This window comes from Kitasatospora sp. NPDC052896, from assembly GCF_044547075.1.
Lineage (GTDB): Bacteria > Actinomycetota > Actinomycetes > Streptomycetales > Streptomycetaceae > Kitasatospora.
In genome coordinates this window covers 18,004-39,917 of record NZ_JBITZU010000020.1, presented here as the reverse complement: position 1 = coordinate 39,917, position 21,914 = coordinate 18,004, and the positions used below count along the sequence as shown (strand labels likewise).

The window sequence follows — 21,914 nt, the reverse complement described above, 5'->3', positions numbered from 1 at the left end:
TCCGGCAGGTGGTCAGCAAAGCGGAAAGTGCGAGGCTAAGGAGCTACGGGTGATCTCGGCATAGCCCGGAAGCCGGGCGCGGCTTGCCCCGTGCCTGCCCCTCCTCTTGCCCGCGGCGAAAGTCCCTGGTCACTGCCGGGGCGGTGTCGGCCGTGCGCACCGACTGCGAGTCGATCAGCCCCGCGCCCGGCGCGGCACTGCGGCCGTCGGCCTCGCGGAGCCGGCCGCGCAGCGCGTCGTGGATGCGCTGGACGGTGCCGTCGTCGTGCCACCACGTGAAGCACCAGTACACGGTGGGCCAGGGGGGAAGTCCTTGGGTAACTGCCGCCAGGCGCACCCGGTCCGCACCACGTAGAAGATCGCGTCCACGATCCGCCGCCGCGGGAGCTTCTCCCGCCGCACGCCCTTCGGCCCCACCCGAGCCGCAGGCAGTAGCGGCTCCACCAGAACCCACTGCTCATACGTCAGATCCAACAGATACCCGCCCCCGGAACCACTCACATGAGGCTAAACGACCCCACCAGCCCAGGGATACGGCAGATCTCAAACACGGTCTGAGATGGTGGCGGTAGTGGCCTGCAGAAGCGCTCCCTTGAATTGCCTTACCACGTGATGACGGTCTGGCCAAACCGCTTGCTCTCGCTTATATGAGTCTCCGCTCAATTTCGGTTATGAGGAGGTGCTCCATGGCTGAGCAGTTCATGAGCGTCAAGCAGACGGCTGTGAACCTGAACATGTCTGTTGCGTGGGTGTATCGCGAGGCGCCGCGAGTGGGGCTCATCGCCTATCGGTTCGGTAGCGGTCGGAATGCGAAGCTGCAGTTCAAGGTGGCCGAGGTACAGTCATGGGTCAGGCAGCAGCGTCTGTCCGGCAATTAGGATCTTGATGGTTGTCCTGGGGGCCGCCGCAGGGCAGCCCCCAGCACGTGCCTATGCGGCGAGGCCGAGGTCAAGAACCTCAGCGGCGCGGCTGATGGAGCCCGGCATCAGATGGCGGTAAGTCTTGAAGGTGACGTCGACGCTGCGGCGGCCCATCCATTCGGCGACGTCGGTGATGGGGATGTTGTGGCTGAGGCAGTTCGAGGCGAAGAAGTGGCGCAGGCTGTAGAGGACCATGCCGTCGGGGACGTCGAGTGCGCCGGCCCTCTTGATGCGTTGCCACTGGTTGTCGAGGTAGTAGTGCGGGAAGGCCTTGCTGAGGTCATTCGGATGGCGGAGGAGGTAGCCGTCGGCAGTGCCGTACTTGTCGGCGTAGCACTCGATGGTGTGCTTGACGCGGGCCGGTAGTGGCACGTCTCGGTACTCGTTGGGCTTGCGGTGCTTGAGCGGTCCGTAGGTCTTGGTGGTCTGGTTGACCTGTTCGGTGATGCGGTAGACGTCGTCGGCGACGATGTTGTTGATGTTGACCGCGAATGCTTCGCCGTTGCGGAGGCCGCAGCCGCTCATGAGGTCGGCGATGAGGAGGAGGATGTCGTCGCCGGCGGTGCGGATGGTTTGAAGCTGTTCCAGTGAAGGGATGACGGCGCGCTTCGGGTCGTACTGCGGCGGCTTGACGCCGTCCAGCGGGTTCTCGTCGTAGATGCCGAGCCGGTGGGCGTCGAGGAGGATCGCCTTGAGCTTGTCGAAGGTGTTCGCCTGGGTGGCCAGGCCGACGCCGTTGCGCTCCAGGCCCTGAATGAAGGCGTCGACGACTTTGTGGTCGAAGGTGCCCATCCGGCGGCTGCGGAAGGCCGGAAGCAGATGGTGCTCCAGGAGCGAGTCGAGATGGCGCACCGAGGACTCGGCGAGATCCCGTTGGCCGGCCTTCCATTCTGCGGCGTACTGCTCAAACTGCATCGTGCCGTACTTCTGGATGCGCTCGGCCCTGCGGAGGCTCTGCGGTGCGGTTTTCTTCTCGTTGTAAATCTCGGTCAGGCGGGCGATGGCCCGATCCTGGGTGGTGAAGCCGGACTCCTCCACCTGTCGTCCGATCACGCTCCGGTACCGAATCTTGTACTCGTGAGGGCACTTGGACCACCGCGACGGGTGGTGCTCGCACTCCTTGAAGAAGGCGCCCATGCCGTAGGCGAGCTGCTTGGTTGCCATGGTCTCGTTGACCCCCGGATGCCAATGCTGACGGTTTGCTGACCGTCGAGCATCCGATGGGGTCCTGACCTGCGAAGAAACGGCAGATCCGTGATATGTGGTGGAACTTCATCGCCCGGACTGATGAGGATGTCAGGCAAGCGCGGGAGGACTGGATGACCGGCACCCGCTTCGGCGAGGTGCACGGCTACGATGGCGATCGACTAGCTGCTCCCGAGGTTCCCCAACTGCCCCTGAAGCCACGGGGAAGAGTGCGCTGAGCCGCGACGATGCACCCAAGAAGCAGTGCGCTGAGTTGCGGTTGATCGCGGTCCGGATGGTCAGCGATCAACCGCTCTGAGGAGACGTTCGTGTCGCCGAACGATGGCTCCGATGGTCGACCGTGAGTCTCGGGTGTGGCCATCTGTAACCGGGTTTAGTCAGACCAGTGCTGACTCAATGCTGACTTGGCTGATTGTCAGTCAGTTCTGAGTCAGTGATCACGCGCTCGACGCGGCGCTACCTCGGCCGAGGCGAGCGTCGGCCGACACGCGCCAGGCGGGGATGCTGCCACCGAGCCGCAGGCGGTGGGGAAGCTGCGGATGAGAGTGGCTGGTGCCGTACGGCGGATTTGTATGTTGTCTACAACCATCAGGGCGAGGGTGGCGGGTGACCTGCGCCAGTCGTAGCCGTGCTCGTGGCTGTGCACCCCGAATGAGCGGTGGAGCTTCTCTTGGCAGACGCGCCCTCTCCTTCAAGAGCAACTCAGCGAACCGCCGTCCGTCATGACCAGGATGCACGAGGATATCCGGCATGCTTCCCTGTCCTTCTTCAGCGATGACCCTGTGAACGGTTCGCCCTCCTCTCCGGATCTGTTGGGACGCCGGGCCTACGCCCGCAGTGCCGCCGGTCTCGTGCGCCGGGCCCGCGAACAGAGCGAGTCGAGCGTCCTGGCCCTGGTCGGGGCCTGGGATCTGGAAAGTCCTCCGTGTGATCATCGACGCGCTCCGCGACGAAGCCCAGAAGACCGAGTCTTGGCTGATCGCGGAGGTCAATCCGTGGCTGTACGCAGACCTGGACTCACTGACAACAGGGCTTTTCGCCGAGATCCGTGCCGCGCCGCCCAAGCACAAACGGTGGTCGACGACCCGCGAGCGCATCGGCAACTTCGTCCAGAACATCGCCCCGTTGGGCTCGGTTGGCGTTCTGTGGGGCCTGAACGCGGGGCGCCCATGAGCAGCTGATGACCAGCCAGGCACCCAGTAACGCGAGGCGTACCTGTTGCAGGCCCGTCAGTACGAGACCGTCACCATCCCCGGGCAGCCCCAGGCCCGAGGGACCGACGAACCCGCGGCATTGCGCTGAGCCACAGCGGGGGCGGGAGCGCAGACTTGTTCCCTGTTCGTCAAGTCGCGCTGGTTCCTGGTGCCCGCACAGCGGGCAGCGGGCCGGACGGTCGTCAGCGAGCCCGTCCGGTTCTGGCGCCGATCGACGGCGTCAACGCCGCCAACTCGGCGCGGGTCGGCGGTTCCGCGCTGAAGCGGGCGCAGGTGAGCGCCGCCGTGCGACCGGCGCGCTCCATGGCGGTCACCAGCGCCTCGGCCGGCTGCCGCGCGCTCGTCGCGCTGACGAGCCCGGAACGCCCCGCGCCCAGCAGCCCGCTCTCCAGGAGCCCGCTGATCAGGCCGGACATGAAGGCGTCACCGGCCCCGATGGTGTCGACGACCTCGACCCGGGTGGCGGCCAGGTCGTGGCGCCCGTGCCGCCAGTAGGCGCTCGCCCCCTTCGCGCCCTCCGTCAGCACCACCAGCAGGGGCCCGCGATGCGTCCAGGAGGCGGCGACGGCGTGGGCGTCGGCCCCCGGATACAGCCAGTCCAGGTCCTCGTCGCTGACCTTGACCACGTCGCTGAGTGCCACCAGCCCCTCCACCCGGGGCCGCTCCTGCTCCGGACCGCCCAGCAGCGCCGGCCGTAGGTTGGGATCGTAGGAGATGGTGGCGGTCGCCGGAGCACCGTGGACCACGGCCCGCACCCGGGCGGCCCCGGGGGCGAGCAGGGCGGCGACAGAACCGGTGTGCAGATGCCCGAAGGGTCGCTCGCCGTTCTGATCACCGGTCAGCCCGGTGGGTGGCGATGGCAGGTCCCAGTGGACGTCGAAGGTGTACGTCGCCCTGCCCTCGCCGTCGATGACGGCCGTCGCGGTGGAGGTCCGCCCCTCGCCGACCGAGCCGGGGGTGAGCGACACGCCCGCGCGTCCCAGGTGGTCGCGGATCATGGACCCGTACTCGTCGTCGCCCAGTCGCGTGGCGAGCTGGACGTGGTGGCCGAGCCTGGCCAGGCCCAGGGCGGTGTTGGCGGGACTGCCGCCCGGATGGGTGCGCCTGCCGCCCGGGGAGTCGACCACGTCGACAAGCGCTTCGCCGACGACCAGGACGGGCGGGGACGGGGCGGACGAGGTGTGCTCGATCACGGCGTGACCAGGATCTTCCGGCCCAGGCCCGCCTGGAAGCGCTGGAGGGCTGTGGCGTAGTCGGCGAGGGGGTGGCGGTCGCTGATGAAGACCTGCGGGTCCAGCACCCCGGCGGCGAAGAGCGCGGCCGCGCGTTCGTAGCTGTGCAGCACGGCCATGGAGCCGGTGATGGTGATCTCCTGGTTGTAGATCCGGTACGGCTCGATGACGGCACGGGCCGCGTAGGCGGCGACGCCGAACTGCAGGTAGGTGCCGCCCCGGCCGACCCGGCCGAGCGCGTCCTGGATCGCGTGCTCGTTGCCGGTGGCGTCGATGACCACGTCCCAGCCACGCGGCTGGTCGAACTCCGCGGCGCTGGCGGCTGTGCGGGTGCAGCCGAGCTGGCGGGCCGTGGCCAGGCGCTCGCTGTTGAGGTCCACGACGTCCACCGAGGCCGCCCCGGTGCGCTTGGCGAGTTCCAGCATCATCAGGCCCATGGTGCCGGAGCCGTAGACGAGTACGCTGGACCCGATCCGGCTGCGCAGTACGTCGTAGCCGCGCACCGCGCACGAGAGCGGCTCGATGAGTGCGGCGTCCTCGACGTTGACGTGCTCGGGCAGGCGGACGCAGTTGGCGGCGGGGGCGACGGCGTACTCCGCCGCGGCGCCCGCGGTGGTGACGCCGATGGCGGCGTACCGCTCGCAGAGGTTGTCCCGGCCGAGGCGGCAGTAGTGGCATTCGTGGCAGTACAGCGAGGGGTCGACGGCGACCCGGTCGCCTATCGTCAGGCCACTCACCCCGGCGCCGAGCGCGACGATCTCCCCGGCGAACTCGTGGCCGGGTACCACCGGCAGGCTGGGCGCGAACTCGCCCTCCAGGATGTGCAGATCGGTGCCGCACAGGCCGCAGGCCGCGACCTTCACCACCACCTCGCCGGGGCCGGGCGCCGGGTCGTCCACGCTCTCGATGTCGATCACGCCGGGGGAGCTGATGACGACTGCCTTCACTTGACGGCTCCAAGGGAGAGGCCCTGGACGAGCTTGTCCTGGGCGGCGAAGCCGGCGGCGAGCACCGGCAGGGAGACACAGACGGCGGCTGCGCAGACCTTGGCCAGGAAGAGCCCCTGGCTGGTGACGAAGCCGGTGAGGAAGACGGGCGCGGTGCCGGCGACCACGCCGGTCAGGACTCGGGCGAACAGCAACTCGTTCCAGCTGAAGATGAAGGAGATGAGAGCGGTCGCCGCGATGCCGGGAGCGGCCACCGGTGCCAGGACGCGAAGCAGCACCGCCGGTAGGCCCGCACCGTCGATGGCGGCCGCCTCCAGGATCTCCTTGGGCACCTCCGCGAGGAAGGACCGCATCATCCACACCGCGATCGGCAGGTTCATCGAGGTGTAGAGGATGACGAGCAGCCAGATGTTGTCCAGCAGACCGGTGTTCTGCGCGATCAGGTAGACGGGCAGCAGCCCCGCCACCGCGGGGAGCATCTTGGTGCTCAGGAAGAAGAACAGGGTGTTGGTCCACTTGCGGACCGGCCTGATGGACAGCGCGTACGCGGCCGGCGTGGACAGCGCCAGCACCAGGACGGTGGACAGCACGCTCGCGGTCATCGAGTTGATCAGGGGAGGCCAGGGGCTCACTCCCGTGCCGGCACCGAAGAAGTCACGGTACCCCTGCAGGGTCAGCGGGGCGGCCAGGCTCGGCGGGTTGGTCGCGGCGGCCTGTTCGCTGTGCAGCGAGGTGAGCACCATCCAGGCGAACGGGAGCAGGAACAGCAGGCCGACGAGCCAGGCGGCCAGGCCGAGCAGGCTGTTGGTGCGGCGCACCCGCGTGGTGGTCATCAGCGGTTCTCCTCTCGGAACAGGGACAGCACGGTCCGCAGCGCCAGGGTCGCGATGACCGTGGTCAACGCGACCACGATCACGCCGTCCGCCGACGCCTGGCCGTAGTCGTGCCCCTCGTAGAACGTCCGGTAGACGGTGTACGGCAGGTTGGCGGTGCCCAGGCCGCCGGAGGTCAGGGTGAAGACCGCGTCGAAGTTCTGCACCACGTAGATGCTGCCGAGCAGGGCGGCCAGCTCCAGGTAGCGGCGCAGATGCGGCAGGGTGATGTAGCGGAAGACCTGCCAGGCGTTCGCACCGTCCACTCGTGCCGCCTCGACGGCGTCCAGCGGGCGGCTCTGCAGCCCGGCCAGCAGGATCAGCATCATGAACGGTGTCCACTGCCACACCAGGGAGGCCTCCACCGACAGCAGCGGCAGGCTGGACAGCCAGTCCGGCTGCGGTGCACCGCTGCCGCCCACCGCCCTGAGCAGGCCGTCGAACAGCCCGTAGGAGGCGTTGTACAGCGCGTGCTTCCACAGCAGCGCCGAGGCCACCGGCACCACCAGGAACGGTGTGATCAGCATCGTGCGCACCAGGCCGCGGCCTGGGAAGCGGCGGTCGAGCAGCAGCGCCGTGCCCAACCCCAGCAGCAGGCTGACGGCGACGACCGTGGCGGTCAGTTCGACGGTGGTGAGGATGGACGTGCGCAGCGCCGGGTCGCTCAGCGCGTGGGAGTAGTTGGTGAGCCCGCCGAACCCGCGATCCGCCGGGTCCAGGGCGTTCCAGCGCATGAAGGAGATCGCCAGGGTGCCCACGAACGGCAGCTGGGTGACCACGATCATGAAGACCAGGGCGGGGAGCAGTGGCGCGCGGCGCGCCCAGGTCCCGCGCGGGCGCCGCTCGGTGGGCTCGGTGCGGCCGCGGCCGAACACGGATGCTTTCACGGAGTCGGGTAGGGAGGCTGTGCTCATGTGAGTCCCTGGAGGTGCGGGAAGCCACCGGCTGCGAGGCAGGATCAGCCGGGGGCCGCCGGGTGGGGGCCGTTGCCTGGCGGCCGTTACTTGGCGTGCGTGGTGCCGACCTTCTCGGCGAGGCTCTGGCCGGTGGTCAGCGCCTGGTCCACGCTGGTCCGGCCCGCGATGGCGGAGCTGATCTGCTGGGACACCTGGGTGCCCAGGTCCTCGAACTCGGGGATGCCGACGAACTGGATGCCGGGGGCGGGGCGGGGCTGGACACCGGGGTTGTCCGGATCGGCCGACTTCAGGGCGTCGAGCGTGGGTTGGGCGAAGGCCGATGCCGAAGCCAGGTACTGGGGATCGGAGTAGGTGGAGGTCCGCTTGCCGGCCGGTACCCGGGACCAGCCCAGCTGGGTGCCGACCAGTTGTTCGTACTGCTTGCCGGAGGCCCAGGAGATGAACTTCCAGGCGTCGTCCTGGTGCCGGCTGGCCTTCTGCAGCCCCCAGGCCCAGGTGTACAGCCAGCCGGAGTCGGCCGTCTGGTCCACCGGGGCCGGTACGTAGCCGATCTTCCCCGCGACCGGTGAGCCCGACGCCTCCAGCGCGCCGGCGGCCGAGGTCGCGTCGTACCACATGGCGGTCTTGCCCTGCTCCACGTCGTTGAGGCACTCGGTGAAGCCGGCCTCGGGCGCGCCGGCCTCACCGTGGGAGCGCACCAGGTCCACGTAGAACGATGTGGCCTGCTCGAAGGCCGGGCTGGTCAGTTGGGCGTGCCAGTCCTTGTCGAACCAGGTGCCGCCCATGGTGTTCACCACGGTGGTGAGCGGGGCGATCAGCTCGCCCCAACCGGGCTGGCCCCGCAGGCAGATCCCCTTCATGCCCGGCTGGGCGCCGTCCACCTGCGCGGCCAGTGCGGCGACCTGCTGCCAGGTGGGGTTGCTAGGCATGGTCAACTGCTTGGCCGCGAAGACGTCCTTGCGGTACATCAGGAAGGACGACTCGCCGTAGAACGGCTCCGCGTACATCTGGCCGTCGACCGTGAGCGACTTGCGGATGCTGGGCAGGATGTCGTTCTGGTCGAAGGCCGAGTCGGCGTTCGCATACGGGGTCAGCGACGCCAGCCAGCCGTTCTTGGTGAAGAACGGCGTCTCGTAGTTGCTGATGGTCGCCACGTCGTACTGGCCGGACTGGCTGGAGAAGTCCTGCGTGATCTTGTCGCGGACGTCGTTCTCCGGCAGCACCGTGAAGTTGACTTTGATGCCGGTGGACCTGGTGAAGTACTGGGCCGTCAGTTTCTCCAGATCGACCATCTGCGGGTTGTTCACCATCAGCACGTTGATCGAGTGCGCGCCGTCGGCTCCGCCCGCCCCGCCGGCCCCGCTGCAGGCGGATGTGACGGTGATGCTCAGCAGGGCGGCGCCGACCGCGAGGGTGCGTCTGGGGATCATGGGTGCTCCTCTTTCGAGATCATGCCGGAACGGTCGGCCGGCGGCGTGCGCGCAGCCGTGAGGAGAGGGAGTGAGTGGGGGTCAGGCCCGGATGACCTTGGGGCCGAGCAGGGCGTAGCGCTGCGCCTCGACACCGGGCAGCCCGGTGTCCGTGACGATCGCCTCGAAGTCACCGACACCGGCGAACCGGCAGAAGCTGCTGGCGCCGAACTTGGTGTGCACGCCCATGAACACCCGCCGACGGGAGACCTGGAGCGCCTTGGCCTTGACATCGGCTACGACCGGGTCGGGCGTGGTCAGCCCCGTCTCCCGGGAGATGCCGTTCGCGCCGACGAACGCGAGGTCGATGACGAAGCCGCTCAGCATGGTGCAGGCCCAGGAGCCGACCGTGGCGAGCGTTCGGGACCGGACCCGGCCGCCGAGGAGCAGCACCGTCAGGTTGGTGGACTCGGCCACTGCGGCGGCGGTGGTCAGCGAGGCGGTCACCACGGTCAGCGGCCGGCTGGCCGGCAGCAGTGACGCCAGGAGTTGCGGGGTGTAGCCCTCATCGATGAACACCGTCTCCGCCTCGCCCAGCAGCGTGACGGCGGTGGCCGCGATGCGGCGCTTCTGGTCGACGTTGAGGGTGGTGCGTCGCGCCAGATCCGTTTCGAACCCCGCGCTCTCGACCGGGTACGCCCCGCCGTGGGTGCGGTGGAGCAGGCCCCGGTCCTCCAGCACGCGCAGGTCACGGCGGACGGTCTCCTGCGCGACGCCCAGGTCCTCGGCGATGCGGGTGACCTCGATCCGGCCCTGTTGGCGCGCCAGGGCGAGGATCCGGTGCTTCCTCTCTTCCCCGCGCATCGCAGGCCCCCTCGTCAGTGTCTTCGTGGCGGACCGTTCGGGCGTGGTGAGCCCGATTGGTGTCTGTTCGAGATTTATACCGGTCCCGCGCAGTACCCGGAGTGCCCGAATCCACGTACAAACTGTCCGATGATTGCCCGCCTGTAGATCGTTTGGCCTGGTCAAAGCCGGAGCGGTGCCCGAACAGGCGACTTGACTGCCCGAATGGTGTTGGCTTGCCCGATAGCGGGCGGAGTGGCGAGAGACGTGGCTCCGGGAGCCCCTGTCGGGACCGTTCGGTCGTTCAGGGGTTCAACGTCCCTTGGGGGCTCTTGCGGGAATACGTTGAAGGCCTGAACCAGGACTGACTCCTGGACACGATCGGACGCCTGAGGGGTGGGGGCGCGGGCAGGGCGGTGCCCGCCACCGCCCCCCACAAGTCGCCTGCCGGGATCGGCTGGAGGGCGTCAAGGCCTGGTCGGATCCGGCGTGGCGGGGGCTTCGGGAGGTGGTGGGGCCGGGTGCTGAGGGGTGGGGGGCGGCAGTGTGACGACGGCGTGGTTCGCACCTGCGGGGGAGGGCCCGCGGGTGAGCGGGACCGGGGCGATGGTGAGGCCGCCGGAGGCAAGCAGGATCGGCCCGTCCGCCGGTAGCTCCGGCTCCGCGGGATGGCCGGCCGGCGCGGTGCCCTCTGCGTCGGTGACCGGCTGAGCCCGGTCCGCACCGAGTTGCGGGGATTGGCCGGAGTTTGACTCGCCGTCCTCGGTGCCACCGCCTCGCCCGGTGACGGTTACCCGCAGCGGCCGACCACCGGTGGGCGCGGCCGCCGGTTCGGGCCCGGCGATCCGGGCCGGCGGGGATTCCACGGCCGCGAACTGCCCCGGGCTCAGCACGGCCGGGGCCGGGACGAACACGGAGCCGTCCGTGGCCGGCGGCTCCGGCGAGGATGAGTGCTGCGGTGCGGCGGGCGTGGTGAGACTGCCCAGGATGGAGACGCGGGAGCCGAAGGGGTCGTGGGGGCCGGTGGAGACGGGAGACACCGGCGACAGCTGGGAGAGGTCCGACAGGATCGAGCCGTGCAGGCTCGACACCTCGGAGGCGGCGTCGGAGGGTGCTTGGCGGGCGGAGGGGGCTGCGGGAGTGGGCCCGGGGTGTGGGCCGGTGTCGACCGTGATGGGGGGTTTGGCGGGGCCGTTGGCGGTGGCGGGCGTTGTGGTGGTGTCGGTGGTGTGCGTTTCGGGGGGCGCGGCCGGCGGCTGGTGGACGGTCGGGGCTGCGGAGGTGGGCGCGGGGTTCTTCGGGGCGCTGGGAGGTGGCGCGGTGGTGTTGTCGGCCGCCTCAGGGGCGTTTGGGGGGCTGCTGGTAGCGGGGGCCGTGGGTGTGGCCTTCGTGGTGGTGGAAGTGGGTGCGGTGGTGTTGTTGCTGGTCGCGGGTGCGGTCGCGGGTTCGCTGGTAGTGGCGGGGCGTGTGGTGGTGGGGGGTGTTCCGCTGTCGCCGGTGGTGGATGCGGGAGCGGTTGCCGGGTTGCCGGTGGCGGGGGCCGCGGCTGTGGGACGCGCGGTGGCGGGAGGCGTGGCGCCGGAGCCACCGGTCGCGGGTGCGGGCACCGCGCCGCTGGTGCCCGCGGGGGCGTCCGCAGGCGCGGCTGTCGGGGCGGAGTCGGGGTCCGGGCGCTTCTCCGACCAGTAGTACAGGTCGCCGTCGGTCGGCACGGCCTCGCCGTACGGCCCGTTCCTGTCGGCCTTCTGCGTGGTGAACCGCACCGGCTGGCTCATGAGCGCCTGCGGGCCCTTGAGTTCGGCCTTGCCCGCCTCGGTCGGCTCCTTGCCGTGCGGGATGCCGCCCACCGGCAGGGGGCGGCTGGGCACTTCAGGGGCGTGGGTGACCGGGGTGGTGCGATCGCCGCTGCCCTGTCCGGCCAGACTGACAGGACTGAAGGGGATGTTCACCAGTGGCTTGTTGGTCAACACGGAGAGGTCCGCTGGGTTGCCGCTCCAGGTGTAGCCCTTGGTCGCGCTGGTGCTGGAGGCGTCCTCGGCTTTGCTGGTGAGCTCGTCCTTCCCCTTCTCGCGGCTGTTGAACTCCTGGGCCGGCCCGGTCGGGTCCATCCTGACCACCAGGTGCGTTCGGCCATCCGTGCTGAGTGGGACGGTGTGGTAGGCGGATCCGGGGGTGTTGAGCTCGTGGAAGACGGCCGGTAGGGACTGCGGGGAGAACACCTGGCGGACCGCCGCCTGCTGGGCCGCCGGCAGCGGCTGCTCCTGCTTCAGCTGGTCGCCGTCCGGCAGACGCGGGTCGTGGCTGTGGGACTGGTGGAACCGGTGAACGGTGTTGTACGCCGACTGCGGCAGGACGGCGTGTGCCGTTTTGCTCGCGGCCGAACCGAGCAGCCCCGCGCCCGCGCCGATGGCGGTGGACACCGCCGCACCCGTCCGGCCCACGACGCCGTCGCCCCACGGGCGTGGCGTGTTCAGCGCGTGGACGGCGTTGTCCGCCAGCCGGCTGGAGTTGCTGAAGCCGACCATGTCATGGCCATCGGCGAGTTGCTGCCGCCAGTTGCTGACGTCGGCCCCGTGCGGGCCCACCGGCTGGAGCGCGATGCCGTCCCCCGGGTGGGAGCCCGCCGCGCCACCGGCCGGTTGCGGTGCCTGTGGCTGCGGTGCGTGCGGCTGTTCACCGGGCGCCGGCCGGACGGCGGGCGGATCGTGTTCCGCTCCGGGCTTCACGGTCAGCGGTTCGGGCACCCAGGTCTCCGTCCGCCAGCTCGGGTTGACCGGTGCGGGGTCTGCCTTGAGATTGGCGAACCGTCCGTTGATGTTCCGGCTGACCGACACCTGGAACCGCACGTTGTTGGAGAACTTGTGGTTGGTGCCGAAGCCGGAGGTCTTGTGGCTGATCTCGGTCTTCATCCCCGACTTGGCGCTGGTGGTGAGGTTGGCCTCGCCACCCGATGACGGGTTCCAGCCGAAGTTGTTCAGGTGGCGGAAGGTCTGCGGTGTGCGAAGGGAGAAGCGCCCGTTGACGTCAGCGCCCAGCGAGCTCGAGCGGCCGGAGCTACCGGTGACGGTCCGTGAGGAGGTGACCTCGCGGCTGATCTCGCCGTCCGACTCCACCTGGTCGTCGTGCCAGTCGGCTCCCGGCACCCCGCGCACCAGCGCCGTGGTCACCACGCGGTTGAAGCGGCTCTCGTCCACGTGGCTCCCGAGGATGCCCTTGCCCATCAGGTCGTCGAAGTTGGCGCCCAGGTTGTGCGGGGAGTAGGTGTCCGCGAAGGGCAGCGCCGCCTCCGGCACGGCACCCTCCGGCTGCGGACCGCGCAGCTGTTTGTCGATCTCGGTCAGGATCTCGTCACTACCGGGGAGGTGCGCGAACGCGCTGCCGCCGATGCCCTGGTTGAGCAGCGTAGCGGTGCGTGGGTCGGACGGCTCCGGATGCTCGGCGCCGCCGTCCAGCGCGCGTACGTCGCCATCGGAGAGCAGTACCTGCACGGTGTGCTCGCTGCGCTGCGGGTCGCCGTAGCTGGTCGCGCCCTTGTTGTCGGTGACCCGTCCGATGGTGGTGATGTCCGCCTTGGCCTGGTAGACGTGCCAGGTGCCCTTGGGAGTGGCGAACGTGCGTGTGGTCGAAGCCTCGTGCTTGACCGCGTCGCCGCCGCTGCGCGAGTGGTTGCCCTTGACCTTGAAGCCGCCCCTGACCTGGTAGGTGGACTCGTGGGTGTTCTGTGGTGTCTCGGGGAACTTGCCGAAATCCGGGCCGGCTCCGCCCTTCAGGCCACCGCTCCACTTGTCCTCGACGGCCGTGGAGGTCTTGGAGGTGCTCTCGATCGTGAGCTTGCCCTCGCCGGACAGGGTCTCCTGGTAGTGGAAGTCGCTCAGCCGGGTCCGTGTGGACAACCCGACGGTGCCCTGGTCGAGCAACCAGCCCACGTGCTCGTCGCCGGTGTTCGCCCAGCCGCCGTGCGACGCGTGGACGGCGCCGCGCAGTTGGCCCGGTCCGCTGAGCGCGTCCACCACCTCGGAGAGGTCGGACGGGGCGGCATCGCCGAGAACGCCGCGCCGCACCGACTCCGGGAGCCCGGGACGCTGGTTGAAGGCGCTGCGCAGCGCCTGGTCGACGCTCCTCTGGAAGCCCGGCTGATTGTCGACGTGCCGGATGAAGTTCGCCTGCGGCAGCGAAGCGGGTGCCGGATGCTGGGGTGGCGGGGTGTCGGACGGGGGTGCGGGCGGGTGCTGTTCCACGCGCAGCTGCCCGCTGTTCGGCTGGACGGTCCGGGTCTGCCCGGCGTGCGGGGAGCCCGCGCCGGTGTTCAGCACCGTGGTGGGGTTCTTGGGGTCCTCGCGGCCGATCATCACGTGATAGGTGGCCGGGTAGTCGAACTGGTCGGCCGGCCCCTCCAGACTGAACTCGTGCTTGGTCTCGGTGGACGCGGCAGTGGTGCTCTGGTGGCTCGTTCCGTAGGAGCCGTCGGCGTTGAAGTTGACGAAGGCCCGGTTGGTGTCGGGGTGGTTCTCCGAGGCGCGCAGGTTGATGCTGCCGGAGACCGTGTGCTTGCCGCCGTCGGTGGACACGTGGTCCCCGCCTGGGGTGCGGCTGATGCTGTTCTTCGTCGTGGAGGTCCGCGACCCCGTGTGCGCCCCCGGCCCCAGGTCGGCCTTGATCAGGATCTCGTGCGTCTTCGCGCCGAAACCCGGCAGGTGCGAGCTGTCCAGGGTGATCCGGAAGGCGCCGTCGATGAGATCGGGCCCGCCGCGGACCAGGGCGGACGGGGTGATCTGCTGGTGCAGGTCGTCGAGGTTCTTGATCGCCTGCGGGGTGACCCGGGCGTGGTCCGCGCCCGGGGAAGCGGCCGCACCCCTCGGCGGAGGCAGGAGACCGGGAGCCTGCCGGTGCAGCTCGGTGACGATGTGCTGCTCCAGCTCCGCCGAGCCGGGCACGCGCAGGTACGAGGTGCGGTGGCTGTCCAGTGGGCTCCGCAGCCCGGCGGCGTCCGGGGCGGGGGGTGGCGCCGGCTGGGTGAGTGCGGGCGGCGGGTCCGCGTGGACGGAGCGCGAACCGGCTTGCGTCGGGTGCTGGCCGGTCTGGGCCGAGTGCTCGCCCGTTCGGGCCGGGTGCTCGGTGCCTGGGCCGCCGAGCGGTTCGATGGGGATGTGGGTGGGGGGGTGGTTGGTGGGGGTGGGGGTGGCCGAGCTGGACCCGGCAGTGGCGTGGGCGGGGGCTTGGTCCAGGGTCCCGGCGTCGGTCGGGGCGGCCTCGGTCGGGGGATGCGGGACCACCCGGAGGGCCTGACCGGTGATCGGGTGGTCGATGGTGATCACGATGTCGCCGTCGTGCGGCTCCGCCGGCGGTTCGCTCCGGTCGACCCGGGCGCCGATCCGCTGGTCCTTCGTGTTGTGGAGGCCGTCGGCACCGGGGGAGAAGTGCTGCTTCGTCACGGTGATGTGGAAGTGCACGTCGGTGGCCACGATGTCGGCCTTGCCCTTGTGCTCGTGGCTGTTCGCCACCTTCACGGTGTGGCTGCTCTTGTCCTCGCGGTCGTGGCTGCCGCTGTAGGAGTAGCCCCCCGAACCGCCCAGCCACCTGGACTCCTTGTCGCCCGGGTGGGGCGACTTCCAGACCTGGCCCGTGGCACCGGCGCCCAAGCCGAAGCCCCGGGACGTCTTGTCCGCCTGGCTTCCCTTGTGCTCGGTCGAGGTGTTGGAGCCGAGTTCGACCTTGTGGTCGACGGTGTCCAGCACGGTGGAGCCGTGGGGTTCCAGGGTGAGGTGCAGATGGCCCGTACTGCCGTCGGAGAACCGCACCGGGGGCGAGGTCATGCCCCAACTCGACGCGTGCTCGAACTCGTTGACCACGTTCTCCTGCGTGAAGAAGTCGTTGATGGCCTGGTGCGCGGCGCCGTCGGGGTGCTTTTCCTTGGGAAGGGCGTTGAAGACCGCGTCCCGGGCCTCGCCGAGTCCGGTGACGGTGAGCGGTTGCCCGTGGGGGTGCGCACCGGGCCGCGGGGCGGGGGCGTGGTCCGCCGCGCCCCGGGGTGCCGGGTCCCAGCCCTCCCAGTTCTGTGGAGTGGTCCCTTCGGGTGCCCCACGGTGGGGGATCTCGGCGGTCACCGACGCCACGACCGGTGGTCGCTTGCCGCCGCCCAGCGACTCGCCTTCGTTGTCCACCACATCGACGTGGTAGTCGAACCGCGCGATGTGCGGGGCGGTCGGCCCGGTCAGTGTCAGCTTGTTGGACGTCTCGGTGGTCGACGTGACCGTGGTCTCGATCTCGTGGTTCGCCCCGCCCACGGTGACCGAGGGCGAAACCGTCGCCAGCAGGTGCGGATTGACCGGATGCGTGTAGGACGGCGCGATGCTGAGCCCGGACTGGGTGTAGTTGGCCTGGGTCTTGCGCGGCTCCGGCGTGTAGCTGGACTTCGCAGTCGACTCGATGTCGGTTTTGCCGTCGTTCTCGCTCTGCTCCTTGGTGGGCACATGCTGGGTCGGCTCCCAGGCGTGCGGCTGGACGGAGAGCTGCACCTCGTACGGCCGCCCCTTGACGGTGATCGGGAACCGCCAGCCGCCGCCGTCCGCCATCTGCGGATGCCGGGTGCGGAAGTTGCCTGGCGTGAGCTGGGAGTCCAGCCCCAGCACCACCGACCTCTCGTTGCGGTGGTCGCCGAGCAGCTCGTTGATCCGGCTCCGCACGGCCTCCGGGCCGGGCTCGCCGGTGATCTTCAGCCCGGCGAGGGAGCGGGTGTGCCGTTCGTCGACCGTGGCGGGCGGTGGCATGGCGGCGGGCTGCACAGTTTGCCGGGGCTGCGTGGGCTGGGACTGCGTGGGCTCGGGGTGTGTGGTGGGTGGGGGTGCCGGCTGGTGCTGGGTGCGGTTCTGCTGGGTGGTCTCCTGGGCAGTGGACGGCTGGTGCTGCTGTGCGGGTTCCTGGGGTGGGGTGTCGTGGGCTGTGGGTTGCTGGTTGTTCTGATGGGTGGGGCCCTGGGGCGTGGTCTGGTGGGCGGCCGGTTGCTGGGTGGGTTCCTGCGGCGTGGTTCGGGCCGCGGTGTCGTGAGGTGCGGGTGTCCGGCTGTTCTGGGCTGCGGGTTGCTGGTGCTGCTGGGTCGGCTCGTGGGAGGTGGACTCCTGGGCCGCCGTCGTCTGCGGTTGCGGGCGATCCTGCGGCGCCTGGTTCCGGTGGTTGGGGTTCTGCGCGGCGGCTGGGTGGTGTTGCTGTGCGGGTCCTTGGGGCGCGGGGTGAGACGTGGAGCCCTGAGCCGCCGGTGCCGGGTACGGACTCTCCAGGACGGGCGCGCGCTCCTGGGTGGGAGCGGTGCGCGGATACCGGGTCCGGGTGGGGTCGGAGACCGGGTCCACCCAGGTGTGCTGGTGCGACGTCGAGCGGGCCTGTGCGCGGGCGCGCTGCCAGCCCGGATCGTCCTCGACGGGGCGGGGGCCGGTGGTGCCGTCCGAAGCCGGTGCCACCGTGGTGCCGGCCCCCCTCTCAGGGCCCGCGGCTCCTGACGCGCCCGCGCCGGAGGCGGCCGATGCCTCGGGCAGCTGCCGCGGCGGCTGGTCGTGCGGGGTTGTGGCGTCCGAGGGCTTGGGTGCCGCATCGCCCGGGGCGTGACCGACCTCTGCCGGATGGGCGCCGGGGGCACGGACCGGCGGCTCGCCCGGCGGGTGGCGGGGGTCGTCGTGGCCGGCGGTCAGTGCGCCGAGCAGCAGCAAGTGGCGGTCGCGCAGACCGCCCTGGTCGAGACCGGGGTCGGTGGGTGGCTTCCGGAAGTCGCCGAGCAGGCTGCCGGGGACGTCGGCGCGATTCGGGTTCGAGGGATCCTGGGACTCGTCCCGGAGGCCCAGCTGGTGGGCGATCTCGTGCGCATACCTGGCCGGTGGGGCGCCGACCGGCCAGGCGCGCTGGTCCATCGGGCCGTTGCGGTCGGTCAGTTGCACGGTGAGGTGCGGCTTCCCCTCCGGGCCGACGGGCTCGACCGTGACGTGCAGCCGGTCGCGGTTGGGCAGTTGGTGGTTCGGGTCGTTGAAGTGCTGCTGGACACCCTGCTGGACGCTGGTGACGGTGTCGGCGACGTCCTTCGGACTGCCGCCCTGGAACGCCACCCGTACGGTCAGGTCGGTGTAGGCCGTGCCGCCGAACGTGAAGCGGCGCTGGTCGAAGCCGGAGCTCACGAAGAAGCGCGGCGCGGGGTTCCTGGTCGGACGGGAGCCCACCGGCCCCTGCCCGCCCGGCCCGGCGGGCGGGGGCGTGGTGGTCGGGTCGGCGGGCCGGGTGGTCGGATCGGTGGGGGTGACCGGTGCCTGGGCGGTCGCGGGTTCGTGCGGCGGTGCGGCCGGTGCGGGGTGTGGCGCTTGGGCGGCTGCCTCGGGGGGCGGCGCGACCGTCGACGGGGACACCGACCGGTGTGCTGCAGCTGGCGTGCCGATCTCCGTATCCGGCCCGGTGGTGTGCGCACTGGCAGTGCCCGGGGAGCCCGTTGTGCCGTTGTTCAGTGATGGGCGGGTGGGGGTGACCGGTGCGCCGGTGGGCCGCGGGCGAGCGGGTTGGGCAGGTTGGGCGGTGGGATCGGGTGTGGTGGTGCGGCCCGCTCCTGCCTGGGCGGGCTCCTGCGGGCGAGCCGGTGCCCCGGCGGGGCTGGGCGTTGCGGCGGACTCGCCCGGTCCGGGGCAGGCGGCTACCGGTGTACTGGTGGGCTGGGTGTTCCGGGCCGGTTCCTGGGTGTGGGCTGATGCCTGGCCGGGGGCCGGCGCGGTGGGTTCGACGGCCGGTTCGTGTGGGGCCGGCTGTGGCTCGGCGCTGTGCGCCAGGGGGGCGGACCGGGTGGGTGGGGCCTGCCGGGCCGGTTCGCCGGGTGCGTCCTGGGCGTGCGTGACCGGTGTGCGGCCGGGCGAGGCGGCAGCCGAAGGCGCGGTGCTGTGTGATTCCGTCGGGGCGGCCCCGGTGTTGCCGTTGTGCGGGGCTGGCGCGGTGGGTGTGGCGCTGTGGCTGACGGGCGGCGCGGCCGGCGCAGTGCTGGCCGGGGGCGCCGACGCCTGGGTGGCGGGCGGGCGCGCGCTGGTGGAGATCGGGGCGTGCGGCTCGGTGGGCGTTGCTGCGGCCTCACCATCGGCTTCGTGCCAGCCGGGTGCGCGTGGCGCCACGGCCGCGCCGCCGAGCCAGGTGCTGGACCAGGAGGGGACGGACCCGCTCCGCGTGGTCTGCCGGGCGGGCGGACCGGCGACGGTCGCCGTGCTCGGCACCTCCGGTGCCGGTTGCTCGCTGCGCGAGGTGGAGCCGGTGGCTGGTCGGTCTCCGGTGAGTGTGGTCTCGAAGCCGGCCAGCCCCGACGGCGTCTGCGACGGTTCGGCCGGTGAGGCCGCCTCCGGTTCGGTCGGGAGCTGTGGGGCGGGGTCGTCGCTGGCGGTACGGACCGTGGTGTTCTCGGGCGAGGAGTCGAAGGCACCGCCGGTGGCCGGCGGGGCGGATGACCCGAACGGGACGGCGTGGTCGTCGGTCGGCCCCGTGCGGGCGTCCTGGCCGGTGGTGACGGCCGGATTGTCCGCCGGCCCGGCGGAGTCGGGCTGGGAGCCGCCGCTCCCCGCACTTCGATCGCTGCCCGGTTCGTGTTCGCCGAGGCCGCCGGTCCCGTTCGCGCCGAAGCCATCTGGCCCGTGGGTGCCGAGGCCGCCCGGCTCCTTCACACCGAAGCCGGACGGGTTGTCGGCGCCTTCGGGCAGGTGCAGGCCCGGAGGGAGATGTACGTCGATCGGGCCCACTGAAGGCTTGGCACCGCCGCCGCCGCGGCCCTTGCCACCGCCCAGCGCCCCGCTGATCGCTCCGCCGGCGCCCGCCAGGGCGAAGTCGTTCGGCCCGCCGAAGATGCCGGACAGCACCGTGCTGCCGGCCATGCCGCCGGCTCCGCCGATGACGGCCTTGCCGATCAGCGAGTTCGCCGCTTTCTTGCTGATCGCGCCCGCTCCCGCGCCGATCCCCCCGCCGGTTCCCCCGCCGATCGCGCCGCTCTCCGCCGAGGACGCCACGGAGGACCAGTCCCACGTGGTGCGGTCGTGCATCAGGTGCTGGATCGCCTGGATCCCGAAGTCCATGCCGGCCATGAACGCCGCTCCGGCGGCGATGGAGGTCAGCAGCCGGCGCGCGATCATCGTGATCGCGACCCGTGCCGAGGTGACCGCGGCCGGGATCGCCTCCGGCGCCCAGAAGGACAGGTCGGCGATCTCGTTCGCCAGCCACACCAGCTGAGCGAGGATCATCAGTTTGGCGTGCTGGAGCTGTACTCCGGTGTTGCGTGCGGCCTGGGCCAACTGGCCTGCGGCACCGCCGATGTCAGGGGTGCTGGACTCCAGGCTCTGGGTGAACTGCTTGAACATGTCGGCGACCTGGCCGCCGATGTGCGCCAGCACGGCACGACCGGCGTCGCCGATCTGCTCGGTGAGCTCGATCAGCCGCCGCTCGGCGTCCTCCCAGGCCTCCGCCACGGCGGCCATGGCGTCCTCGTCGCCCTTGGGCCAGTGCGAGCCGGCCGCCAGGGAGGCGACCCAGGAGAGCGCGGGAGGGAGTTCGATGCTCACGGCTTCGCCGGCTTGCTCTCGTGCCCGCCGCCCTCGCTTCCTCCGGTGGGGAGGTGGTTGTCGCCGCCGCTGTTGAGGGACTGCGCGTGGGCGATGTTCTGGTCCTCCAGCGCGCGGTAGTTCCTGGACATGGTGTCGATGCCGTCGGCCGTCTGGTTCACGAGCTCGGAGGCCGCCGAGAAGCCCTGGAGGAGTTCGTCGCGGGGGCCGCCGTACACCTCGTAGAACTGCCGGCCGGACTCGTCGTCGCCCCAGCAGGGGCCGATGGCCGCCAGCCTGGAGGTGAGGCCGGTGCCGATGCCCTGGAAGTCCGAGGCGATCTCCCGGATGCGGGCCAGTGGCTCGCGCAGGCCCTCCGGGTCCACGGAGAAGGTCTGGTCACCCACGGATACCTCCGGCGTCGAGTCCGTTGTCGATGTAGTCGCGCACCTCGTCCGGCATGCCCGGGGTCTCGGGCAGCAGCGTCCGGGGATCGCCCCTGCCCTGCAGCAGATCGGCGACGCACGTGCCCGACGGCAGCTGGAGCCCGGAGAGCTGGGACACCTGCTCCAGCGCGTCGCGCCGGGCCTCGGCGATGGTCTTCAGCAGGGCCTCGGAGAGCTCCTTCGGGGTCAGCCGCCGGAACGCGCCCGTGGGAAAGTCGATCCCGGTGACGTCGCCCTGGGCGCTGACCGTCACCTTCACGGTCTGCCGGGGGGCGGTCGCCGTGCCGGTGACCTCGTTGATCCTGCGCCGGGTCTCGGCCGCGCCCTCGCGCTGCCGCTGGTACAGCGCGAGGAGCTCCTCGATCTCCTGGTCGTACTTCGAGCTCATGGTCCCTTCCCTGGCCGTGGGTCAGATGATGGCGCCGAGACCCTCGGAGTCCGAACTGCCCCAGAGATCGCGCTCCTGGACGAGCAGATCGGCGGCACCGCGGGCCGGGGCCTCCTCGTCCGCCGATTCGGCGGGCGGCTCCTCCTCCGGGTCGGGTGGGATGTCGTCGGTGGCGCAGGCGAGTGTGGCGCCGGCGAGGGCGGCGGCGGCCGGGCTGGCGGCGGCCTCGCCGGCGCGGTTGGGCTGCCAGGTGGTGAACGAGGGCTTGTTCGAAGCCGGTATCCCCCAGGTGTCCTCGTCAGCCGTGGCGGGGCCGTCCGCGGTGACGTCCGCCTCGTCCTCGGTGGAGGCCGCCCACAGCAGCGGCGCGAAGGCCGCGCCCGCGACGTCCCAGGCGACGGTCGAGTCGTCGTCACCAGCAGTGGGCGGAAGGGCGATTGCGGCGGCGTGCTCGGAGGCGTGCTCCCTCTCCGTCGGCTCCTCGGCCTCGGCCGCGTGCCCGGAGTCGCTCTCGGCCTGGACGGCGGCGGCCTCCTCCACGCTCTGGGAGCCGACGGTGGCCGTCCTCCGGTGCCTGGCGTGCTCCCCCTCGGGTAGGAACGGGCCGGGGAAGAAGGGCAGGGTGAGGCCCTCGCCGCCGGCGGTGGTGCCCGTTTCGGCGGTTTCGCCGTCGGCTTCGCCGGTCCAGGGTTCGGTGGTGTGCTCCAGGAGGCCGGAGGCGTCGCTGCGTTCGCCGCCCGGGGTGGGTGTCTGGGCGGCGGTGCCGCCGCCCGTGCCGGGAAGGTAGGGCATGCCCTCGCCGGCGGTGGCGGTCTCGCCGGTGAGGGCGCTCTCGGGGGCGGTGCTCTCGATGGGGAGGGTGAGGCCCTCGCCGCCGGCGGTGGTGCCTGTTTCGGCGGTTTCGCCGTCGGCTTCGCCGGTCCAGGGTTCGGTGGTGTGCTCCAGGAGGCCGGAGGCGTCGCTGCGTTCGCCGCCCGGGGTGGGT

General features: G+C 71.0%; 13 protein-coding genes and 2 pseudogenes. 3 read left to right on the top strand and 12 right to left on the bottom strand.

Annotation, left to right across the window (positions count from 1 at the left end; all coding sequences use genetic code 11):
• Positions 1-174: 174 nt before the first annotated feature.
• Complete coding sequence (locus ACIGXM_RS28580) at positions 175-501, bottom strand: transposase (RefSeq protein WP_396565801.1); 327 nt, start codon at positions 499-501, stop codon at positions 175-177.
• A 185-nt stretch (positions 502-686) separates the two neighbouring features.
• Between ACIGXM_RS28580 and ACIGXM_RS28575 the strand changes: the two genes are divergently transcribed.
• Positions 687-878 carry a hypothetical protein gene (locus ACIGXM_RS28575; protein ID WP_396565799.1) on the top strand — a complete coding sequence of 64 codons (192 nt, stop codon included), beginning with the start codon at positions 687-689 and terminating at the stop codon, positions 876-878.
• A 51-nt stretch (positions 879-929) separates the two neighbouring features.
• Here the strand turns inward: ACIGXM_RS28575 and ACIGXM_RS28570 are convergent, their stop codons facing one another.
• Positions 930-2,084 (bottom strand): tyrosine-type recombinase/integrase, encoded by a 1,155-nt coding sequence (locus ACIGXM_RS28570; RefSeq protein ID WP_396565797.1) that lies wholly within the window; start codon positions 2,082-2,084, stop codon positions 930-932.
• Between the two features lie 95 nt (positions 2,085-2,179).
• Here ACIGXM_RS28570 and ACIGXM_RS28565 point away from each other — a divergent pair.
• Positions 2,180-2,344: pseudogene (locus ACIGXM_RS28565) on the top strand (pirin family protein); the annotation flags it as partial.
• A gap of 709 nt (positions 2,345-3,053) precedes the next feature.
• Positions 3,054-3,299 (top strand): P-loop NTPase fold protein, encoded by a 246-nt coding sequence (locus ACIGXM_RS28560; protein WP_396565795.1) that lies wholly within the window; start codon positions 3,054-3,056, stop codon positions 3,297-3,299.
• 223 nt (positions 3,300-3,522) lie between these two features.
• Here the strand turns inward: ACIGXM_RS28560 and ACIGXM_RS28555 are convergent, their stop codons facing one another.
• The 10 genes and pseudogenes from ACIGXM_RS28555 to ACIGXM_RS28510 all read right to left on the bottom strand — a co-directional run.
• The gene (locus ACIGXM_RS28555) at positions 3,523-4,533 is read right to left on the bottom strand and encodes a carbohydrate kinase (RefSeq protein ID WP_396565794.1); all 1,011 of its coding nucleotides are present in this window, start codon (positions 4,531-4,533) and stop codon (positions 3,523-3,525) included.
• Positions 4,530-5,519: a zinc-dependent alcohol dehydrogenase family protein gene (locus ACIGXM_RS28550; RefSeq protein ID WP_396565792.1), complete on the bottom strand. Its 990-nt coding sequence runs from the start codon at positions 5,517-5,519 to the stop codon at positions 4,530-4,532. Before ACIGXM_RS28550 ends, ACIGXM_RS28555 begins: the two co-directional genes overlap by 4 nt.
• Positions 5,516-6,352 (bottom strand): carbohydrate ABC transporter permease, encoded by an 837-nt coding sequence (locus ACIGXM_RS28545; protein WP_396565790.1) that lies wholly within the window; start codon positions 6,350-6,352, stop codon positions 5,516-5,518. The genes ACIGXM_RS28550 and ACIGXM_RS28545 overlap by 4 nt, the downstream gene beginning before the upstream one ends.
• On the bottom strand, positions 6,352-7,305 hold the full coding sequence (locus tag ACIGXM_RS28540; RefSeq protein WP_396565788.1) for a carbohydrate ABC transporter permease: 954 nt from the start codon (positions 7,303-7,305) through the stop codon (positions 6,352-6,354). Before ACIGXM_RS28540 ends, ACIGXM_RS28545 begins: the two co-directional genes overlap by 1 nt.
• An 86-nt stretch (positions 7,306-7,391) precedes the next feature.
• Complete coding sequence (locus tag ACIGXM_RS28535; RefSeq protein ID WP_396565786.1) at positions 7,392-8,738, bottom strand: ABC transporter substrate-binding protein; 1,347 nt, start codon at positions 8,736-8,738, stop codon at positions 7,392-7,394.
• A gap of 81 nt (positions 8,739-8,819) precedes the next feature.
• Positions 8,820-9,581: a DeoR/GlpR family DNA-binding transcription regulator gene (locus tag ACIGXM_RS28530; RefSeq protein ID WP_396565784.1), complete on the bottom strand. Its 762-nt coding sequence runs from the start codon at positions 9,579-9,581 to the stop codon at positions 8,820-8,822.
• Between the two features lie 446 nt (positions 9,582-10,027).
• The gene (locus ACIGXM_RS28525) at positions 10,028-20,116 is read right to left on the bottom strand and encodes a hypothetical protein (protein ID WP_396565782.1); all 10,089 of its coding nucleotides are present in this window, start codon (positions 20,114-20,116) and stop codon (positions 10,028-10,030) included.
• Positions 20,113-20,502 (bottom strand): WXG100 family type VII secretion target, encoded by a 390-nt coding sequence (locus tag ACIGXM_RS28520; RefSeq protein ID WP_396565780.1) that lies wholly within the window; start codon positions 20,500-20,502, stop codon positions 20,113-20,115. Before ACIGXM_RS28520 ends, ACIGXM_RS28525 begins: the two co-directional genes overlap by 4 nt.
• On the bottom strand, positions 20,495-20,929 hold the full coding sequence (locus ACIGXM_RS28515) for a YbaB/EbfC family nucleoid-associated protein (protein ID WP_396565778.1): 435 nt from the start codon (positions 20,927-20,929) through the stop codon (positions 20,495-20,497). The genes ACIGXM_RS28520 and ACIGXM_RS28515 overlap by 8 nt, the downstream gene beginning before the upstream one ends.
• Positions 20,930-20,950: 21 nt before the next feature.
• Positions 20,951-21,914 (bottom strand): annotated as a pseudogene (locus ACIGXM_RS28510) (hypothetical protein); the annotation flags it as partial.